At 68.1% G+C, this 16,817-nt stretch carries 15 protein-coding genes, 1 tRNA gene and 1 riboswitch; of the genes, 10 read left to right on the top strand and 6 right to left on the bottom strand.

Annotation, left to right across the window (positions count from 1 at the left end; all coding sequences use genetic code 11):
• The first annotated feature begins 150 nt into the window (after positions 1–150).
• Positions 151–1,812, top strand: coding sequence for a peptidoglycan-binding domain-containing protein (locus LOS8367_RS05295; protein ID WP_085895426.1), 1,662 nt, complete (start codon positions 151–153; stop codon positions 1,810–1,812).
• A gap of 177 nt (positions 1,813–1,989) precedes the next feature.
• On the opposite strand, the gene ykgO is transcribed toward LOS8367_RS05295, so the two are convergent.
• Both ykgO and LOS8367_RS05305 read right to left on the bottom strand, forming a co-directional pair.
• Entirely contained in the window at positions 1,990–2,115 is a 126-nt protein-coding gene (gene ykgO / locus LOS8367_RS05300) for a type B 50S ribosomal protein L36 (RefSeq protein ID WP_008884645.1), read from the bottom strand.
• Positions 2,116–2,197: 82 nt separating this feature from the next.
• Positions 2,198–2,272 (bottom strand) — tRNA-Val (locus LOS8367_RS05305).
• 144 nt (positions 2,273–2,416) lie between these two features.
• Between LOS8367_RS05305 and LOS8367_RS05310 the strand changes: the two genes are divergently transcribed.
• The 3 genes from LOS8367_RS05310 (at position 2,417) to LOS8367_RS05320 (ending at position 6,092) form a co-directional block, all read left to right on the top strand.
• Positions 2,417–3,280 (top strand): N-formylglutamate amidohydrolase, encoded by an 864-nt coding sequence (locus LOS8367_RS05310; protein ID WP_085895427.1) that lies wholly within the window; start codon positions 2,417–2,419, stop codon positions 3,278–3,280.
• Between the two features lie 80 nt (positions 3,281–3,360).
• Entirely contained in the window at positions 3,361–5,154 is a 1,794-nt protein-coding gene (locus LOS8367_RS05315; protein WP_085895428.1) for an SLC13 family permease, read from the top strand.
• Positions 5,155–5,204: 50 nt separating this feature from the next.
• Positions 5,205–6,092: a lytic transglycosylase domain-containing protein gene (locus tag LOS8367_RS05320; protein WP_085895429.1), complete on the top strand. Its 888-nt coding sequence runs from the start codon at positions 5,205–5,207 to the stop codon at positions 6,090–6,092.
• On the opposite strand, the gene LOS8367_RS05325 is transcribed toward LOS8367_RS05320, so the two are convergent.
• Positions 6,089–7,345, bottom strand: coding sequence for a DNA polymerase IV (locus tag LOS8367_RS05325; protein ID WP_085895430.1), 1,257 nt, complete (start codon positions 7,343–7,345; stop codon positions 6,089–6,091). The two genes, LOS8367_RS05320 and LOS8367_RS05325, sit on opposite strands and share 4 nt — an antisense overlap.
• On the opposite strand from LOS8367_RS05325, the gene LOS8367_RS05330 reads away from it, so the two are divergent.
• A complete protein-coding gene (locus tag LOS8367_RS05330; protein ID WP_085895431.1) occupies positions 7,344–7,781 on the top strand; it encodes an NUDIX hydrolase in 438 nt (145 codons plus the stop codon). The two genes, LOS8367_RS05325 and LOS8367_RS05330, sit on opposite strands and share 2 nt — an antisense overlap.
• Here the strand turns inward: LOS8367_RS05330 and LOS8367_RS05335 are convergent.
• Positions 7,778–8,542, bottom strand: coding sequence for an HpcH/HpaI aldolase family protein (locus LOS8367_RS05335; RefSeq protein WP_085895476.1), 765 nt, complete (start codon positions 8,540–8,542; stop codon positions 7,778–7,780). The two genes, LOS8367_RS05330 and LOS8367_RS05335, sit on opposite strands and share 4 nt — an antisense overlap.
• Positions 8,543–8,727: 185 nt before the next feature.
• A riboswitch (glycine riboswitch) is annotated at positions 8,728–8,819 on the top strand.
• Positions 8,820–8,938: 119 nt separating this feature from the next.
• Here LOS8367_RS05335 and LOS8367_RS05340 point away from each other — a divergent pair.
• A complete protein-coding gene (locus tag LOS8367_RS05340; RefSeq protein WP_085895432.1) occupies positions 8,939–10,180 on the top strand; it encodes a D-amino acid dehydrogenase in 1,242 nt (413 codons plus the stop codon).
• Positions 10,181–10,250: 70 nt separating this feature from the next.
• On the opposite strand, the gene LOS8367_RS05345 is transcribed toward LOS8367_RS05340, so the two are convergent.
• On the bottom strand, positions 10,251–10,463 hold the full coding sequence (locus LOS8367_RS05345) for an orotidine 5'-phosphate decarboxylase (protein WP_085895433.1): 213 nt from the start codon (positions 10,461–10,463) through the stop codon (positions 10,251–10,253).
• A 112-nt stretch (positions 10,464–10,575) separates the two neighbouring features.
• Positions 10,576–11,307, bottom strand: a complete 732-nt coding sequence (pyrF, locus tag LOS8367_RS05350) for an orotidine-5'-phosphate decarboxylase (RefSeq protein ID WP_085895434.1) — start codon at positions 11,305–11,307, stop codon at positions 10,576–10,578.
• A gap of 146 nt (positions 11,308–11,453) precedes the next feature.
• Here pyrF and LOS8367_RS05355 point away from each other — a divergent pair, with 146 nt between their 5' ends.
• The 4 genes from LOS8367_RS05355 (at position 11,454) to msrQ (ending at position 16,332) form a co-directional block, all read left to right on the top strand.
• On the top strand, positions 11,454–11,816 hold the full coding sequence (locus LOS8367_RS05355) for a hypothetical protein (protein WP_085895435.1): 363 nt from the start codon (positions 11,454–11,456) through the stop codon (positions 11,814–11,816).
• A gap of 172 nt (positions 11,817–11,988) precedes the next feature.
• Positions 11,989–14,604 (top strand): ATP-dependent chaperone ClpB, encoded by a 2,616-nt coding sequence (gene clpB / locus LOS8367_RS05360; RefSeq protein WP_085895436.1) that lies wholly within the window; start codon positions 11,989–11,991, stop codon positions 14,602–14,604.
• Between the two features lie 199 nt (positions 14,605–14,803).
• Positions 14,804–15,703: a protein-methionine-sulfoxide reductase catalytic subunit MsrP gene (gene msrP / locus LOS8367_RS05365; RefSeq protein WP_085895437.1), complete on the top strand. Its 900-nt coding sequence runs from the start codon at positions 14,804–14,806 to the stop codon at positions 15,701–15,703.
• Positions 15,703–16,332 carry a protein-methionine-sulfoxide reductase heme-binding subunit MsrQ gene (msrQ, locus tag LOS8367_RS05370; protein ID WP_085895438.1) on the top strand — a complete coding sequence of 210 codons (630 nt, stop codon included), beginning with the start codon at positions 15,703–15,705 and terminating at the stop codon, positions 16,330–16,332. The genes msrP and msrQ overlap by 1 nt, the downstream gene beginning before the upstream one ends.
• The last annotated feature ends 485 nt before the right edge of the window (positions 16,333–16,817 follow it).

The following is a 16,817-nucleotide window of genomic DNA, read 5'->3' on the forward strand; positions in this document are numbered from 1 at the left end:
TCCGGGAAGGGAGGCGGGGAAACCCGTCTCCCTTTTCCGTGTCGGGGTCCCTTTTCGACCCGCCACCACGAAGTTGCTATTTGATGACGCGGCCCGGTCGGGCCAGTCTGGCCGCGCGAACGAACGCGAAAGAACAAGGAGGAGCCCCGAATGCGCCATCTGTTGACGAGCACCGCGCTCATTTTCTGGGCCGGCGCGGCGCTGGCGCAGGATGCGGCGCTGCTTCTGGGGACCGAGCGCTACGAGACGCTGGGACGGCTGTCGCGCGGGACCGAGATCATCGAAGCAGCCGACGAACTGCGCGGGCTGGGATTCGAGGTCTTCGCGCTGCCCAACGGCCGGGCTGGAAGCACCGCCGACATCGCCCGAGACTGGCTCGAACGGGTGCCGGAGGCGAACCGTCTGGTGGTGGCGCTCTCGGGTCGCTTCGCCACGGATGGCGCGCGCAGCTGGTTCCTCACCGCCGAGGCTGAGGGGCCGGGGCTCTTGAACCCTGGTGCTGCGGCGCTGCCGGTCGAGGGGGTGCTGCGGGCGCTGGCCGAGGCGCCGGGGCGGTCGCTGCTGCTGATCGCGGTCGAGCCGGACGGCTCCAACTCCTTCGACCCGTGGGTCGGCGAGGGGCTGGGCGCGCTGGAGATTCCGCAAGGTGTCACGGTGCTGACCGGCAGCCCCCGCGCCGTGGCGCGGTTCATGCAGGGCCCGCTGGCCGAGCCACGCGGCGATCTCAGCGCCGCAATTCGCGAGGCCGAGGAGCTGGAGGCGCAGGGCTACCTGCCGCGCGCCCGCATCTTCATGCCCGAACGGCCCGAAACGCCCACGGTCGCCACGCCGGAGGCCGATCCCGCGGCCGAGGCGGCCCTTTGGCGCGGCACGGTGGCGCTGGGCACGATCGAGGCCTATCGCGACTACCTCGCGCGCTACCCGCGCGGCGCCAATGCCGAAGCCGCCGAGGCCGCCATCGCCGAGATCATCGCCGAACCCGATCGCGATGCGCGATTGGCCGAGGAGGCGATCGGCCTCAGCCGCGACCAGCGCCGCGACATCCAGCGCAGCCTGAGCCTGCTCGATTTCAACACCCGTGGCATCGACGGCATCTTTGGTCCCGGCACCCGTCAGGCGATCAGCAACTGGCAGCAGCAGAACGGGTTCTCCCAGACCTCCTATCTGACGCCGGAGCAGATCAGCCGAATCGACGCGCAGGCCGCGCGGCGCGCCGCCGAACTCGAGGCCGAGGCCGAGCGGCAGCGCGAGCAGGCGGCCCGCGCCGACCGGTCCTTCTGGGATGAAACTGGCGCCCGGGGCGACGAGCCGGGGCTCAGGGCCTATCTCGACCGCTACCCGGACGGGCTCTTTGCCGAGACGGCGGCCGACCGGCTGGCATTGATCGAGGAGGAAAAGCGCCGGGCCGCGCAGGCCGAGGACCGCGCCGCCTGGGACAGGGCCCGCGAGGCCGACACGATCGAGGCTTATCGCGATTACCAGCGCGCCTATCCCGAGGGCAGCTTCAAGGAGGAGGCCGAGGCGAAGATCGCGGCGCTGCGCCAGGAGGTCGCGCAGAGCGACGCCCGCGCCGCGGCCGAGCAGGTCGAGCGCGATCTCGGGCTCAACGCGCTGACGGCGCGCCTGGTGGAGCAGCGGCTCGACGCGCAAGGGCTGGAGCCCGGCGAGGTGGATGGTAGCTTCGATGAGGCCACCCGCCGGGCGATCCGGCGCTACCAGCGAGCGCGCGAGATCGAGGCGACGGGCTATCTCGACGAGGCGACGGTGGTGCGGCTTCTTGCCGATTCCGTCACCGATATCGTCAATCCCTGAGGCGCGGCCCCTCCCTCTCGCAGGGGGGGCGCTTCCGCCGGGAGGCCCCTCAGCTTCGCGGCGAAGCCGGGCTTCCTACGTTACGATGGAGCTTCGAATGCGACAAAAGGAAAGGGCCGCCTCCTTTCGGAGGCGGCCCCTGATCCCTGTATCCGCTGCGGGAGCGGATCGCCGGCTTCAGCCCTGGCGGGCCTTGAAGCGGCGCTGCGTCTTGTTGATGACGTAGACGCGGCCCTTGCGGCGCACGACGCGGCAATCGCGATGGCGCTGCTTGAGCGAACGAAGCGAGTTGGCGACCTTCATGGTGCTCTCTCCTTGTCGCGGCGCGGCGATTGCGCCGTGGTTGCAAAATTCGGCCCCCGAAGTTGGGGGCCGGTGAAATCCGTGGTGGGCGGTACAAGGTTCGAACTTGTGACCCCTTCGATGTCAACGAAGTGCTCTACCGCTGAGCTAACCGCCCTGGCCGTCAGACGTCCCGCGACCCTTGCGGGTCACCGTTCGTCGTCGGGTGAGCGGTGCTATACGGGGAACGGCGGAGGGGTTCAAGGGGTTTTGGCCGAAGAAGTTTCCAAGCTATCCTTTCCCTCGGAGCCCCCCGGAGTTCATGCGCATGGCCGCCTTCGACCTGACCCGACCGGCGGCGCGTACCAGCTGCGTCGTCTTCGCCTCGCCCCATTCCGGGCGTGATTATCCCAAGTCGCTTCTGGCCCGTACCGGGCTTGATGCGCGGCTGATCCGCTCCTCCGAGGATGCCTTCGTCGACCAGCTTTTCGCGGCGGCGCCGGAGCACGGCGCGCCGCTTCTGGCGGCGCGGGTGCCGCGCGCCTGGGTCGATCTGAATCGCGCCGCCGACGAGCTCGATCCGGCGCTGGTCGAGGGGGTGGTGCGACGCGCGCACAACCCGCGCGTCGCCAGCGGGCTGGGGGTGATTCCCCGCGTCGTCGCTGGCGGCCGGGCGATCTATTCCGGCAAGATCGGCCTCGACGAGGCGCGCGAGCGGCTCGACACCGGCTGGATCCCCTACCACGCCGCCCTGCAGTCGCTCCTGGCCGAAAGCCTGGAACAGTTCGGCGAGTCGATCCTGATCGATTGCCACTCGATGCCGCATGAGGCGATCGAACTGGCCGGCACGCGTGGCCGGCCGCGCCCGCATGTGGTGCTGGGCGACCGCTACGGCGCCGCCGCGGCGCCGCGGGTGATGGCGCGGATCGAAGCCGCCTTCACCGCTGCCGGCCTCAGGGTGGCGCGCAACACGCCCTTCGCCGGCGCCTATGTTACTCAGACATATGGCCGTCCCTCGCGGCGCCAGCACGCGGTGCAGATCGAGATCGATCGCTCGCTTTACATGGACGAGGCGCGAATCGAACCGCATTCGGGGTTCGAGGCATTCCGGGCGCGTCTGTCGGGGGTGATCGCCGAGATCGCGGTGATCGGAGCCGCGGGCTCCGGGCAGCTCGCGGCAGAGTAGAGACGCGGAACCTCCTCGCGCGGTGCCGGTTGACCGGCAGGCACCGGCATGACCCGGCCCAGGACCCCGGAGGATCGGACTTGCCACTCATACCCGCGGAGCTTCAGCCCATCGTGGCGCTGCTGGCGCTCGCCTTGCTCTTCGTGGCTTTCCTGATCGAACGCTATCCCCCGGACGTCACGGCCGCCGGCGCCGCGGCGCTGTTCGTGATGTTGGGGCTGACCCCGGCCGATCGGGTGCTGGAGGTGTTCTCGAACCCGGCGCCGATCACCATCGCGGCGATGTTCGTGATCTCCGGCGCGCTGGTGCGTACCGGGCTTCTCGACGCGCTCGCGGCGCTCGTCATCGCTAGGGCCGAGACCCGTCCCGCCGTGGCGCTGGGGGTGTTTCTCGGGGCGACGCTGCTCGCATCGGGCATCGTCAACAACACTCCCGTGGTGCTGATTCTGATCCCGGTCATCATCCGCCTGGCACGCAGCCTCGGTATCGCCGAGACGCGGCTGCTGATCCCGCTCTCCTATGCGGCGGTGCTGGGCGGCACGCTGACGCTGATCGGCAGTTCGACCAACATCCTCGTGGCGGGGGTCGCGGCCGAGCACGGGCTCGAGACGTTCCGGATCTTCGAGATCGCGCCGGTCGGATTCGCCGTGGCCGCCGTGGGCGGTGTGGCGCTGGCGCTGCTGGGGCCCTGGCTCTTGCCCGACCGGCGCGCGCGCGGTGATGCGGGGGTCGCGGAGACGACGTTCCTGACCGAGGTCCGCCTTCTCGAAGGCCATGCAGGCATCGGCAAGCCGTTGTCGGAGGTTGCGGATCTGACGCGGCCGGGCATCCGGATCACCGCCCGGCGCGAGGGCGCGCGGCTGCGCCGTTCGGGGCTCGAGGATCACGTGGTCGCGGCGGGTGACATCTTCGTGGCGATCGCCACCACGTCCGAGATCCTGACGTTGCGGGCCCTGCCGGGGGTGGTGGTCGGCCTCAGGCGCGGCACCGGCGCCCGGGTCGGCGACGAGGATTTGCTCGTGGCCGAGGCGATGGTGACGCCGGCCCATGGCAGCCCACGAGACACCGTCTCACAGCTCTCCGTCGGCTATCGCTACGGTCTCAGGGTGCTCGGCGCGCATCGGCAGGGGCACGTTCCAGGTCCCGATCTGGGCTCGGCCCGGCTTCGCCCCGCCGACAAGCTGCTGCTCGAAGGCACGGCCGAAGGGCTCGACCGGTTGGCGCAGGGCAACGAACTGGTTTCGGTCACCCGCCCCTCGGGCCGCGCCTACAGGCGGCGGCGCGCGCCTCTGGCGCTGCTGGCGCTGCTCATGGTGGTCGGTCTCGCGGCCTTCGAGGTGGCGCCGATCGCGCTCCTGGCGCTAGGCGCGGTGGCGGCGATCCTGCTGTGCCGCTGCATCGACAATGACGAGGCATGGGGCTCGATCGATGCGGGCATCATCGTGCTGATTCTCGCCATGTTGATCATCGGCATCGGGCTGGAAGACACCGGAACGGTTGCGCTGATTGTCGAGACGCTGGCGCCCTGGCTCGAAGAGCTGCCGCCGATCGTGCTGCTGGCCGCGCTCTACGCGCTGACCTCGATCCTGACCGAGACGGTGACCAACAACGCCGTGGCGGTGGTGGTCACGCCGATCGCCGTGGCGCTGGGCCAGCAGACGGGAATCGACCCGCGGCCGCTGGTGGTCGCGGTGATGATGGGGGCCTCGGCCAGCTTCGCCACGCCGGTGGGCTACCAGACCAACACGTTGGTCTATGGCGCCGGCGATTACCGGTTCGCGGATTTCCTGAGAATCGGCGTGCCGATGAACCTGATCGTTGGCGCGGCCGCGGTGCTGGTGATCCCGCTGGTATTTCCACTGACACCCGGCTGAGACGCGAAGTTGATTTCTCTCGGCGCGCGAATCCCGCAAGACTGGGCCGCATGATCCGTATCCTGTTTTGCCTCGTGTTCTGGGCCGGTTGGTCCGCCGCGCCGCTGATGGCGCAGGAAAGGATCGTGCAGGCATCCGAACGGCGCTGCCTGCCGGGTGGCCCCTGCATCGCGCTCGACAGCTACATCCCCGATGTCTGCGCCGCGATCGAGACCTTCGCGGAGCGCAACGCGCTCGACGTGGGCTTCTTCGCGCGGCTGCTGTGGCGCGAGAGCCTGTTCGACGCGGGCGCGGTGAGCCCGGCGGGGGCGCTGGGCATCGCGCAGTTCATGCCCGGCACCGCGAAGCTGCGCGGCTTGGCCGATCCGTTCGACCCGGTTCAGGCGCTGGCCGCCTCGGCCGCTTATTTGGCGGAACTGACTGATCGTTTCGGCAGTCTCGGCCTTGCCGCCGTCGCCTATAACGCGGGCGAGGCCCGGGCCGAGAAGTTCCTCGCCGGAAATGACTGGCTGCCCAACGAGACCGAGGCCTATGTGCAGGCGATCACCGGCTACGCGGCGCTGGAATGGCGCGATGCCCCGCCCGAAAAGCTCGATCTCACGCTCGCGTCGGGGCGGCCGTTCCGCGATGCCTGCCAAGAACAGGCCAAGGGGCGCAGCATCGCGCAGTTCCGGGTCACGGTGCCGATCCTGCCATGGGGCGTGATCCTCGCCTCGGCGCCGGGGCGCGGCGCGGTGGAGAAGCGGGTGGCGCAGCTCCGGCGGCAGGCGGGCGGGGTGATCGGTTCCGAGCAGGTGGCATTTACCCGTTCGCGGCTGCCGGGCCAGCCGGCGCAGCGCCATGTCGCCCAGATCGGTCGCGAAAGCCGGGCCCAGGCCGAAGCGCTCTGCGCGAAGCTGCGGGCGGCGGGCGCCTCCTGCATGGTGCTGAAGAACTAGCGCAGCGCTCGGCCCTTGAGAATCGCCTCGGCGCCGAATCGCGCGCGGATCGCGTCCGCTGCCCGCTCGGCCCGCTCCCGCGCGGCGCGGTCCGGATCGAGCAGATCCGCCTCGGAGGGCGCGGTCGCCACCGGCGACAGCTCCGATAGCCCGACGCCCAAGAGCCGGTAGGCGCCGCTTTCGCCGCGCGCGTCGAACAGCCCGCGCGCGGTGCGATAGAGCGTGTCGGCGATCTGGGTCGGTGCGCGCAGGCTGACGCGGCGGGTCAGTAGCGTGTGATCGGCGCGCTTGAGCTTGAGCGTGACGACGCGGCCCACCAGGTCCTTCGCCTTGGCGCGCGACGACACCTTCTCGGCCATGCGCCAGATATGCCCGTCGAGGATCTCGGGGTCCTTGGTGTCGGCCTCGAAGGTGGTTTCGTTTGAGATGCCCTTGACCGGCTCGTGCGGGCTGACCCGCCTGCGATCCTCGCCGCGCGCGAGGTGGTAGATCCGCTCGCCCAATCCGCCGAAGCGCCGCACCAGATCCGACAGCTCCCAGCGCAGCACGTCCTCGAAGGTGCGGATGCCGACGGCGTCGAGGCTAGCCTGCGCCTGTGGCCCGACGCCCCAGATCAGGCCGATCGGCTTGGGGCGCAGCAGGTCGAGGGTTTCCGCCTTGCCGATCACCGAAAAGCCGCGCGGCTTGTCGAAATCGCTGGCCATCTTGGCGAGGAACTTGTTGTGCGACAGCCCGATCGAGCCGGTGAGGCCCAACTCGTCCTGCATCCGCTTCGTCAGCCGCGCCAGCATCACGGCGGGCGGCGCGCCATGCAGCCGCTCGGTCCCGGTGAGGTCGAGAAACGCCTCGTCGAGCGAGAGCGGCTCGATCGCGGGGGTCATCTCCTCCATCATCGCGCGGATCGCGCGCGAGGCCTCGGTGTAGGCCTCGAATCGCGGCTTCACCACCACCGCCTCCGGGCAGAGCTTGAGCGCCTGGAACATCGGCATCGCCGATTTCACGCCCCTGATCCGGGCGAGATAGCAGGCGGTCGAGACGACGCCGCGCCTGCCGCCGCCGACGATCACCGGTTTGTCGACCAGATCGGGGTTGTCGCGCTTCTCGACGCTGGCGAAGAAGGCGTCGCAATCCATGTGCGCGATGGACAGCGTGAACAGTTCCGGATGGGATGTGACGCGCGGGGACCGGCAGGCGGGGCAGCGTTTGCCCGCCTCGTCGAAGGCAGTGAGACAGGCGCGGCAAAGGGACGGCATGGCGACATCATACAGTTCCGCTTGGGGCGGCGAAAGCTTCGACGGCGCGAAGGCGGCGCTGTTTCTAGGGGATCGCCTGCTCGTGATCCGGCGCGACGACCGGCCCGACATCAGCTTTCCCGGTTCGCTGGATTTCCCGGGCGGCGGGCGCGAGGGCGACGAGAGCCCAGAGGCGACGCTGGCGCGCGAGATGCGCGAGGAAGTGGGGTTGGAGATGGGCCGGGCCGAGATGCTATGGCGGCGCAGCTTCGACGGCGCCACCCGCCCCGGCCTCGTCTGGTTCTACGTGCTGCGCATGGCGGCGGCGGCCCAGGCGGAGATCGTCTTCGGTGACGAGGGGCAGGGATGGTCACTGATGGCGCCGGAGGCGTTTCTTGCCGCGCCGGATGCGGTGCCTGCCCTGCAGGCGCGGCTCAGGCTCTGGCGCGGGCTCTAGCGGAACCGCGCCAGAAGATCGCGCGCGCCCGACAGCATGAGCGAGGCGTCGATGCCAACCGCGGTGAAGCGGGTGCCGCGCTCCATGCAACGGCGCGCGAAGGCGTCGTCGAGGGTCAGGGTGCCCGCCGGCACGCCCATCGCGCCGAGCCGATCGATCGCGCCCATGATCGCCTCGACGACCTCCGGGTGGTCCTGCCGCCCCGGATGTCCGAGGCTGGCGGCGAGGTCGGCGGGGCCGATGAACACGCCGTCGACGCCCTCGACCCCGGCGATCTCCTCCAGCCGGTCGAGCGCGGCACGGGTCTCGACCTGTACCAGCACGCAGGTCTCTTCATGCGCATGGGCCATGTAGTCGCCGATCCGGCCATAGCGCGTCGCGCGGTGCAGCCCGGCGACGCCGCGCATGCCGACCGGCGGGTAGCGGGTGGCGGCGACGGCCGCGCGCGCCTCCTCGGCCGATTGCACGTAAGGAATGAGCAGCGTCTGCGCGCCGAAATCCAGAAGCCGCTTGATCAGGACCGGGTCGTTCCAAGCGGGCCGCACCACGGCCGAGGTGCCGGGCTCGGCGGCCATCGCCTGCAGCGCCGGCAGCACGTCCGAGACATCGGTGGGCGAATGCTCGGTGTCGATCACGACCCAGTCATATCCCAGCCCCGACAACGCCTCGGGCACCAGTGGCCCGGTGATCATGTTCCACAGGCCGATCTGCTGGCGCCCCTCTCGTAGGGCTGCCTTGAACTGGTTCTTCGGATTCTCCACCTCGCCCTCCTCCCTGCGCGGCGTGTCGCCGATCCATCGGCCCGGGTCGCCTCGGAGGATCGGCGCGATTCCGGGCAGTTGCAAGCGTGGCGGCGGAAATGTCACGCATTTCGCGCGACCCGAGGGAATTCTGTGCGGTATGCTCTGGCGGAACGATCCCGCTTGCCGTATGTTTCCTATAGGAAACGGTCCTGCCGGGAGAGAGCGGGACGGTCCGCCGCCGAAGGAGCAGTCGCGCGCCCCGCGATCTCTCAGGCAAAAGGACCGGTTGGGCCGCATGACATCCGGAGAGAGGCCGCGAGGCCCGCCGAAGGGGAAAGTCGCGATCCGCATGATGCGGGGGGCGACGAAGCTCTCAGGCACCAGGGACGGAAGGGGCGCGCTGGAGCAGGCCATATGCCGCATTACGCCGTCTTGGGCGCCGGGATCACCGGTGTCACCACCGCCTATTCACTGTGGAAACGGGGCCACGAGGTCACCGTCTTCGACCGGCAGCGCTATGCTGCCATGGAGACGAGCTTTGCCAATGGTGGCCAACTCTCGGCCTCGAACGCCGAGGTCTGGAACCGCTGGGCCACCGTGCTCAAGGGCACGAAGTGGCTGCTGAAGCCCGATGCCCCGCTGTCGGTGAATCCCAAGCCGTCGTGGCACAAGCTGAGCTGGATGGCCGAGTTCCTCGGGCAGATCCGCAACTACGAGGTCAACACCATCGCGACCACGAAGCTCGCCATCGCGGCGCGGGCCGGGATGCGCGAGATGGCCGAGACGGCGGGGATCGATTTCGACTTCTCGCCCGCCACCATCGTGCATTTCTACCAGACCGAGAAGGACCTCGCCGATGGACGGCGGGTCAACAAGCTCCTGGCGCAAGGCGGGCTGCGGCGTGACGAGCTGAGCCCCGACGAGGTGCGCGCGCGCGTGCCGCAACTGACCGGGCCGCTCACCGGTGGCTTCGTCACCGAGAGCGATTCCACCGGCGACATCCACAAGTTCACCACCGGTCTTGCCGATTGGCTGGCAGGGCAGGGCGTGCGGTTCCGGATGGGGACCGAGATCACGGATGTGCGTGCATCGGATGATGGCGTCACCGTCACTGCCGGCGAGCCCGAGCGCTTCGACGGCGTCGTGGTCTGCGCCGGCGTCGGCTCGCGGGCGATCGCCGCGAAGCTTGGCGACCGGGTGAACATCTACCCGGTGAAGGGGTATTCGATCACCGTGAATCTGCGCGATGCGTCGAGCCGGGCCGCCGCGCCCTATGTCTCGCTGCTCGACGACAAGGCGAAGATCGTCACCTCGCGACTGGGCGAGGACCGGTTCCGCGTGGCGGGGACGGCCGAGTTCAACGGCTTCAACCGCGACATCCGTTCGGATCGGGTAAAGCCGCTGGTCGACTGGGTCGAGCGGCTGTTTCCCGGCGTTTCGACCGAGCATTGCGTGCCTTGGGCCGGGCTGCGGCCGATGATGCCGAACATGATGCCGAAGGTGGGCGCGGGCCGGCATCCCCGCGTGTTCTACAACACCGGCCACGGTCATCTCGGCTGGACGCTTTCGGCTGCCACCGCCGAGGCGCTGGGCGAAACGGTGGGCGAGGGGGATGCCCCCCGCCTCTTCGGGGCATTGGTGCCGCAGGCGGCCTGAGGGCATCGCCAAAGACTCGAAAGGCCCGCCGGATGGCGGGCCTTTTTCGTATGGCGGTGAAGCGGTGCGTTCAGAGATGCGACCAGAGCGAGGCGCCGCTGTCGGACATGCGCATCGCGTGACGGGTCAGCCCGGCGCGCACATGGCCGGCATCCATGTCGATCGGCCCGGCCACCTGACAGGGGTAACGATAGGTGGTGCCGTTGCGGTCCACGTCCACGCGCGCCTCGAAGGCACCGATCTGGGCGTTGTAACGCACGTCGCCGAGTCTGATGGTCTGCATTCGAAGTGTCTCCGCTGCTCGCTTTTTCTGGATCGTCAACCGACAAAACGCGATTTCGGTTCCCTGTGACCGCGAAGACTCTTCGATTCATTTTTCGTGGGAATTGAATCCCCTAGGTGTTGGGGGTGCGTGCTTGAGCGGATACCATTTCCTGCAGGATCGCCTGCGCGGCGGCGCGGGGGTTATCCGCCTGCCAGATCGGCCGGCCCACCACGACATGGTCGGCCCCCGCCGCGATCGCCTGCGCCGGCGTCATCACCCGCTTCTGGTCGCCGAGCGCCGCGCCCACCGGCCGCACGCCGGGTGTCACGATGAGCTTGCCGCGCGCCTCGGGCAGCGAGCGGATCGCCGCGGCCTCCTGCGGACTGGCGATGACGCCATCGGCCCCGGCCTCGAGCGCACGAGCGGCGCGCTCGACCACCATCTCGGCCACCGTGCCCGCGCGCATCATCCCCGCATCGAGATCGTCGCGGTCGAGCGAGGTCAGGATCGTCACGGCGAGGATCTGGGTCTGCTTGCCGCCCGCGCCCTCGCGCGCGGCGCGCACCACATGCGGGTCGCCATGCACGGTCAGGAAGTCGAGATCGAACTGTGCCAGCCCGCGCACCGCCGCCTCGACCGTCGCGCCGATGTCGAACAGCTTCATGTCGAGGAATATGCGCTTGCCATGCTCGTCCTTGAGCTCGCGTGCCAGCGCGAGGCCGCCACCCGTCAGCATGCCCAGCCCGATCTTGTAGAAGGAGACCGCGTCGCCGAGTTGTTCGGCGAGCTGCAGCCCGGACAGCGCGTCCGGGCGGTCGATGGCGACGATCAGGCGGTCATCGGCGAGGGCATGGTCGGTCATGGCGGCGCTCCGGGGGTCCGAGGGGGGTCGCGCGCTTTTGACGCGCGCGCGGCGGGCAGGTCAAGCGCGGGGACGGGAACGCCGAGGGCAAAGCCGCGTTGCGCTTGGGAACGGGCCGCTTGGGCGGCCAAGCCAAGGAGACCGACATGGCCGACAAGCCCCGCAGCTCGCGCCGCGCCCTGATCTACGTGATGATCCCGATGGGATTCATCCTCCTCGTCATCTTCCTCGTGCTGGGCGGCTGGTTCCGCGCCGAGGAGGCAGAGGAGTTCGACACCGCCCCGCTCGAGATGCCGAGCGAGACCCCCGATCGCGTGGGTGAAACCGGCGATGCCGAGCCCGACGACGCGATCATCGACGATGCGCTGACCGACGACGCCGAGCCGCAGACCCCCGACGACAACGTGCGTCCGAGCGTGGCCGATACCGACAGCGACGAGGCCGGCGAGCCGGATTTCGACAATGTCGATGATGATGGCGGCCTCGACCCGGTCCCGCCATCGGAGTGATCGAGCCCAAGTCATTGACAACAGGGCCATCGGAGCGCGCTCCGGTGGCCCTTTTTACGACTGTGATACTTGCGCAACGGCGCCGCCCCTCCCATTTTTCCCCTTGAGGCCCGACAGGGGCGCGCCGCTGGAGCGGGCGCCCGGGACCGGGCGCTTCAACAAGGAGAGACAGATGAACCTCGAAAAGTTCACCGAGCGGTCGCGCGGCTTCATCCAGGCGGCGCAGACCATCGCGATGCGCGAAAGCCACCAGCGCCTCGCGCCGGAGCACCTCTTGAAGGCGCTCATGGATGACGAGCAGGGCCTGGCCGCGAACCTGATCACCAATGCGGGCGGCGACGCGGCGCGCGTGCGCGAGGCGGCCGATGCGGCCGTGTCGAAGCTGCCCAAGGTGTCGGGCGATGCCGGGCAGACCTATCTCGACCAGAGCACCGGCCGCGTCCTCGACGAGGCCGAGAAGATCGCGAAGAAGGCGGGCGACAGCTTCGTCCCGGCCGAGCGAATCCTCATGGCGCTTGCCATGGTGAAGTCCAAGGCAAAGGAGGCGCTCGACGCCGGCAAGGTCAGCGCGCAGTCGTTGAATGCCGCGATTAACGCCGTGCGGAAGGGCCGCACTGCCGACAGCGCCAATGCCGAGGAAGGCTATGACGCGCTGAAGAAATACGCGCGCGACCTGACAGAGGCCGCCGAGCAGGGCAAGATCGACCCGATCATCGGCCGCGACGAGGAAATCCGTCGCTCGATGCAGGTGCTGTCGCGCCGCACCAAGAACAACCCGGTGCTGATCGGCGAGCCGGGCGTCGGCAAGACCGCGATCGCCGAGGGGCTGGCGCTGCGGATCGTCGATGGCGACGTGCCCGAATCCCTGCGCAACAAGCGGCTGATGGCGCTCGACATGGGCGCGCTGATCGCCGGCGCGAAGTATCGCGGCGAGTTCGAGGAGCGGCTGAAGGCGGTCCTGAAGGAGATCGAGGCCGCCGCCGGCGAGATCATCCTGTTCATCGACGAGATGCACACGCTGGTGGGCGCGGGCAAATCCGACGGCGCCATGGATGCGGCGAACCTTATCAAGCCGGCGCTGGCGCGCGGCGAGCTGCACTGCATCGGCGCGACCACGCTCGACGAGTACCGCAAATATGTCGAGAAGGACGCGGCGTTGGCCCGGCGGTTCCAGCCGCTGATGGTCGAGGAGCCGACCGTCGAGGACACGATCTCGATCCTGCGCGGCATCCGCGAGAAATACGAGCTGCATCACGGCGTGCGGATCTCGGATTCCGCGCTCGTGGCGGCGGCGCAGCTGTCGCATCGCTACATCACCGACCGCTTCCTGCCCGACAAGGCGATCGACCTCGTCGATGAGGCGGCGTCGCGGCTGCGCATGGAAGTGGACAGCAAGCCCGAGGAGCTCGACGCGCTCGACCGGCAGATCCTGCAGATGCAGATCGAGGCCGAGGCGCTCCGGCGCGAGGATGACGAAGCCTCCAAGGAGCGGCTGGCGAAGATCGAGGAGGAGTTGGGCGCTCTGATCGAGAAGGCCGATGCGATGACCGCCAAGTGGCAGGCCGAGCGGGATCGGCTCGAAGGGTCTCGCACGCTGAAGGAGCGGCTCGACCGCGCCCGCGCCGAGCTCGACATTGCCAAGCGCGAAGGCAACCTCGCCAAGGCGGGTGAGCTCAGCTACGGCGTCATTCCACAGCTCGAGCGCGAGTTGAAAGCGGCGGAGGAATCCGACGATCCGCTGATGGTCGAGGAGGCGGTGCGTCCCGAGCAGATCGCCGAGGTGGTGGAGCGCTGGACCGGCATCCCGACCTCGAAGATGCTCGAGGGCGAGCGTGAGAAGCTTCTGCGCATGGAGGAGGAGCTTGGCCGCCGCGTCATCGGCCAGCACACCGCCGTGCGGGCGGTGGCCAATGCGGTGCGCCGCGCGCGGGCCGGTCTCAACGACGAGCACCGTCCCTTGGGCTCGTTCCTGTTTCTTGGACCGACTGGCGTCGGCAAGACCGAGCTCACCAAGGCCGTGGCCGAGTATCTCTTCGACGACGACCAGGCGATGGTGCGCATCGACATGTCCGAGTTCATGGAGAAGCACGCGGTGGCCCGGCTGATCGGCGCGCCTCCGGGCTATGTCGGCTATGACGAGGGCGGCGTGCTGACCGAGGCGGTGCGGCGCAGGCCGTACCAGGTGATCCTGTTCGACGAGGTCGAAAAGGCGCATCCGGACGTGTTCAACGTGCTGTTGCAGGTGCTGGACGATGGCGTGCTCACCGATGGGCAGGGCCGCACGGTCGATTTCAAGCAGACGCTGATCGTGTTGACCTCGAACCTCGGCGCGCAGGCGTTGAGCCAGCTGCCCGACGGGGCGGATTCGGGGCGCGCCAAGCGCGACGTGATGGATGCGGTGCGGGCGCATTTCCGACCCGAGTTCCTCAACCGGCTCGACGAGACGATCATCTTCGACCGGCTCGGCCGCGACGACATGGCGGGCATCGTCGAGATCCAGCTCAAGCGGCTGGAGAAGCGTCTGGCGAACCGCAACATCACGCTGTCGCTGGACGAGTCCGCGAAGAAGTGGCTTGCCGATGAGGGCTATGACCCGGTCTTCGGGGCACGCCCGCTCAAGCGGGTGATCCAGCGGGCGTTGCAGGACCAGCTCGCCGAGATGATCCTCGCGGGCGACATCCGCGACGGCCAGGGGGTGCAGGTCAGTGCCGGCGCCGACGGGCTGATCGTCGGCGACCGGGTGTCGGGCAGCAACCGGCCCAAGCCCGAGAGCGCGGTGCTGCACTGATCCGTGCGCCCCGCGCGAGCTGGCCCCGGCGGAGCGATCCGCCGGGGCCTTTGCGTGCCGGAGGCCCTCGGCCGGGTCACGCGGTTTTCATCCCAAGTTACGAGTTTCACCGGTGTTTCAACGCCATCGTGACGCTGCGAAACATGTTCGCGGTCTAGAACGTGTCTATGTCGAACCCTGCCCGACCGAGGAGAGCCCGATGGCCTATCGCTGTACCAACAACCTGACCCGCGCCGACGCGACGCCGCGCGGCCTGTTCCTGAATCGCCGTCAGATCATGGCTGGAGCAGGGGCGCTGGGCCTCGGCGGTCTTGCCAGACCAGTTGGGGCGCAGGAGGCTCTCGAGCCCAACAGCTATGAAGAGATCACCACCTACAACAACTACTATGAGTTCGGTACCGGCAAGGCCGATCCGGCCAAGAATGCCGAAGCGCTCGACACCACCGATTGGCAGGTGACCGTGGACGGCCTCGTCGACAATCCGGGCACTTATCCTCTCGCCGAGCTGATCGGCGGGCTTGCGGTCGAGGACCGTATCTACCGCCTGCGCTGCGTCGAGGCCTGGTCGATGGTGGTGCCGTGGCAGGGGATCGAGCTCAAGGACATCCTCGATCGGGCGGGCGTGCAGTCCAATGCTCGCTACGTTGCCTTCGAGACGGCGGTGCAGCCCGAGAACATGCCCGGCGTGCGCCGGGGTGTGCTCGACTTTCCATATGTTGAGGGGCTCAGGCTCGACGAGGCGATGCACCCGCTAACCATCATGGCGACCGGGCTCTATGACGAGCCGATGCCCAAGCAGAACGGTGCGCCAATCCGACTCGTGGTGCCGTGGAAATATGGTTTCAAGTCGATCAAGTCGATCGTGCGGATTTCTCTGGTGGAGGAGGAGCCAGTCACGACTTGGAACAGCCTCGCGCCCTCGGAATACGGCTTCTATGCCAATGTGAATCCCACCGTCGACCATCCGCGCTGGAGCCAGGCCACCGAGCGGCGCATCGGCGGCGGGCTGTTCTCTTCGCGGCAGGACACGCTCATGTACAACGGCTATGACGAGGTCGCCTCTCTCTACGAGGGCATGGACCTGAAGGCGCAGTTCTGATGGCACGACCGCTCACCACCGCGCAGCGGATCAACGGCATGCTGCGCCGGGTCCCGGCTTGGCCGCTCTATGTATTGGGCGCGATCTGGGCGGGCTTCCTGTTTTGGCAGGCGCTGACCGGGCGGCTCGGGGTCGAGCCGATCAACGCGCTGGAGCGCGAATATGGCGACACGGCGCTGAAGCTTCTGGTCGCTGGCCTCGCGGTGACCCCGCTGATGAAATACACCCGTGTCAGCTTGCTGAAGTTCCGGCGCGCGATCGGGCTGCTGTGCTTCTTCTTCGTGCTGGCGCATTTCTCGGTCTGGGCGCTTCTGGACGTGCAGAGCTTCGGTCGGGTCTGGGCCGACATCCTGAAGCGGCCCTATGTGACGGTCGGCATGATCGCCTTTCTCGGGCTGATCCCATTGGCACTGACTTCAAACAACTGGTCGGTTCGCAGGCTGGGTCGCAACTGGCGGCGTCTGCATCAGCTGGTCTACGGCATCGCGATTCTGGGCGCGGTTCACTATATCTGGCTCGCCAAGGGCTTTCAGATCGAGCCACTGGTTTATCTTGGGTTGATCCTTGGGCTTCTGGCGACTCGGATTCGCTGGAAATCGCTGCTGCAGCAAGGGCGCGCCGCGGCCTGACATTCGAGCAAGAATGGCGAATTGTCGATTGTTGCGCATGATGGCGCTTGGAGGCCATCAGAGGGCCTCGAAATGACGGATTATTCACAACATCATGCTGGTTTCGCGGGCAGGGCAGAAAAGTTGAGATTTGCGCTTGCGGCCCCCGGAACCTTTCCCTAAATAGCCCCTCACCGGCGGCGCAGAGATGCAGCGTCGGTGGGAAATTCCGAAGGGGACTGGGCGGCGCGCCGGAAGTTAGGGCGCGGTTGTTTGGTTTTCTTCTTGCTCTTTGACATCGCAGATATCTGAAGAGATATGCGGGCGGCTTGGTTCAGTTCGATGGATCAACGTCTGTATGTCGCGCCGGTAGGGGTTCGCCCCGATGACCGGTGTCAGCTTCACCGTTTGACGGACTTTCGGTTTCTGATGAAACCTGGAAGCACAGTCAGACGGATGACTGTCCCATCCTAGCCGGATGGGACGATGTGCAGAGGTTCGAACGT

This window comes from Limimaricola soesokkakensis, from assembly GCF_900172345.1.
In the GTDB taxonomy this organism is placed as follows: Bacteria; Pseudomonadota; Alphaproteobacteria; order Rhodobacterales; family Rhodobacteraceae; genus Limimaricola; species Limimaricola soesokkakensis.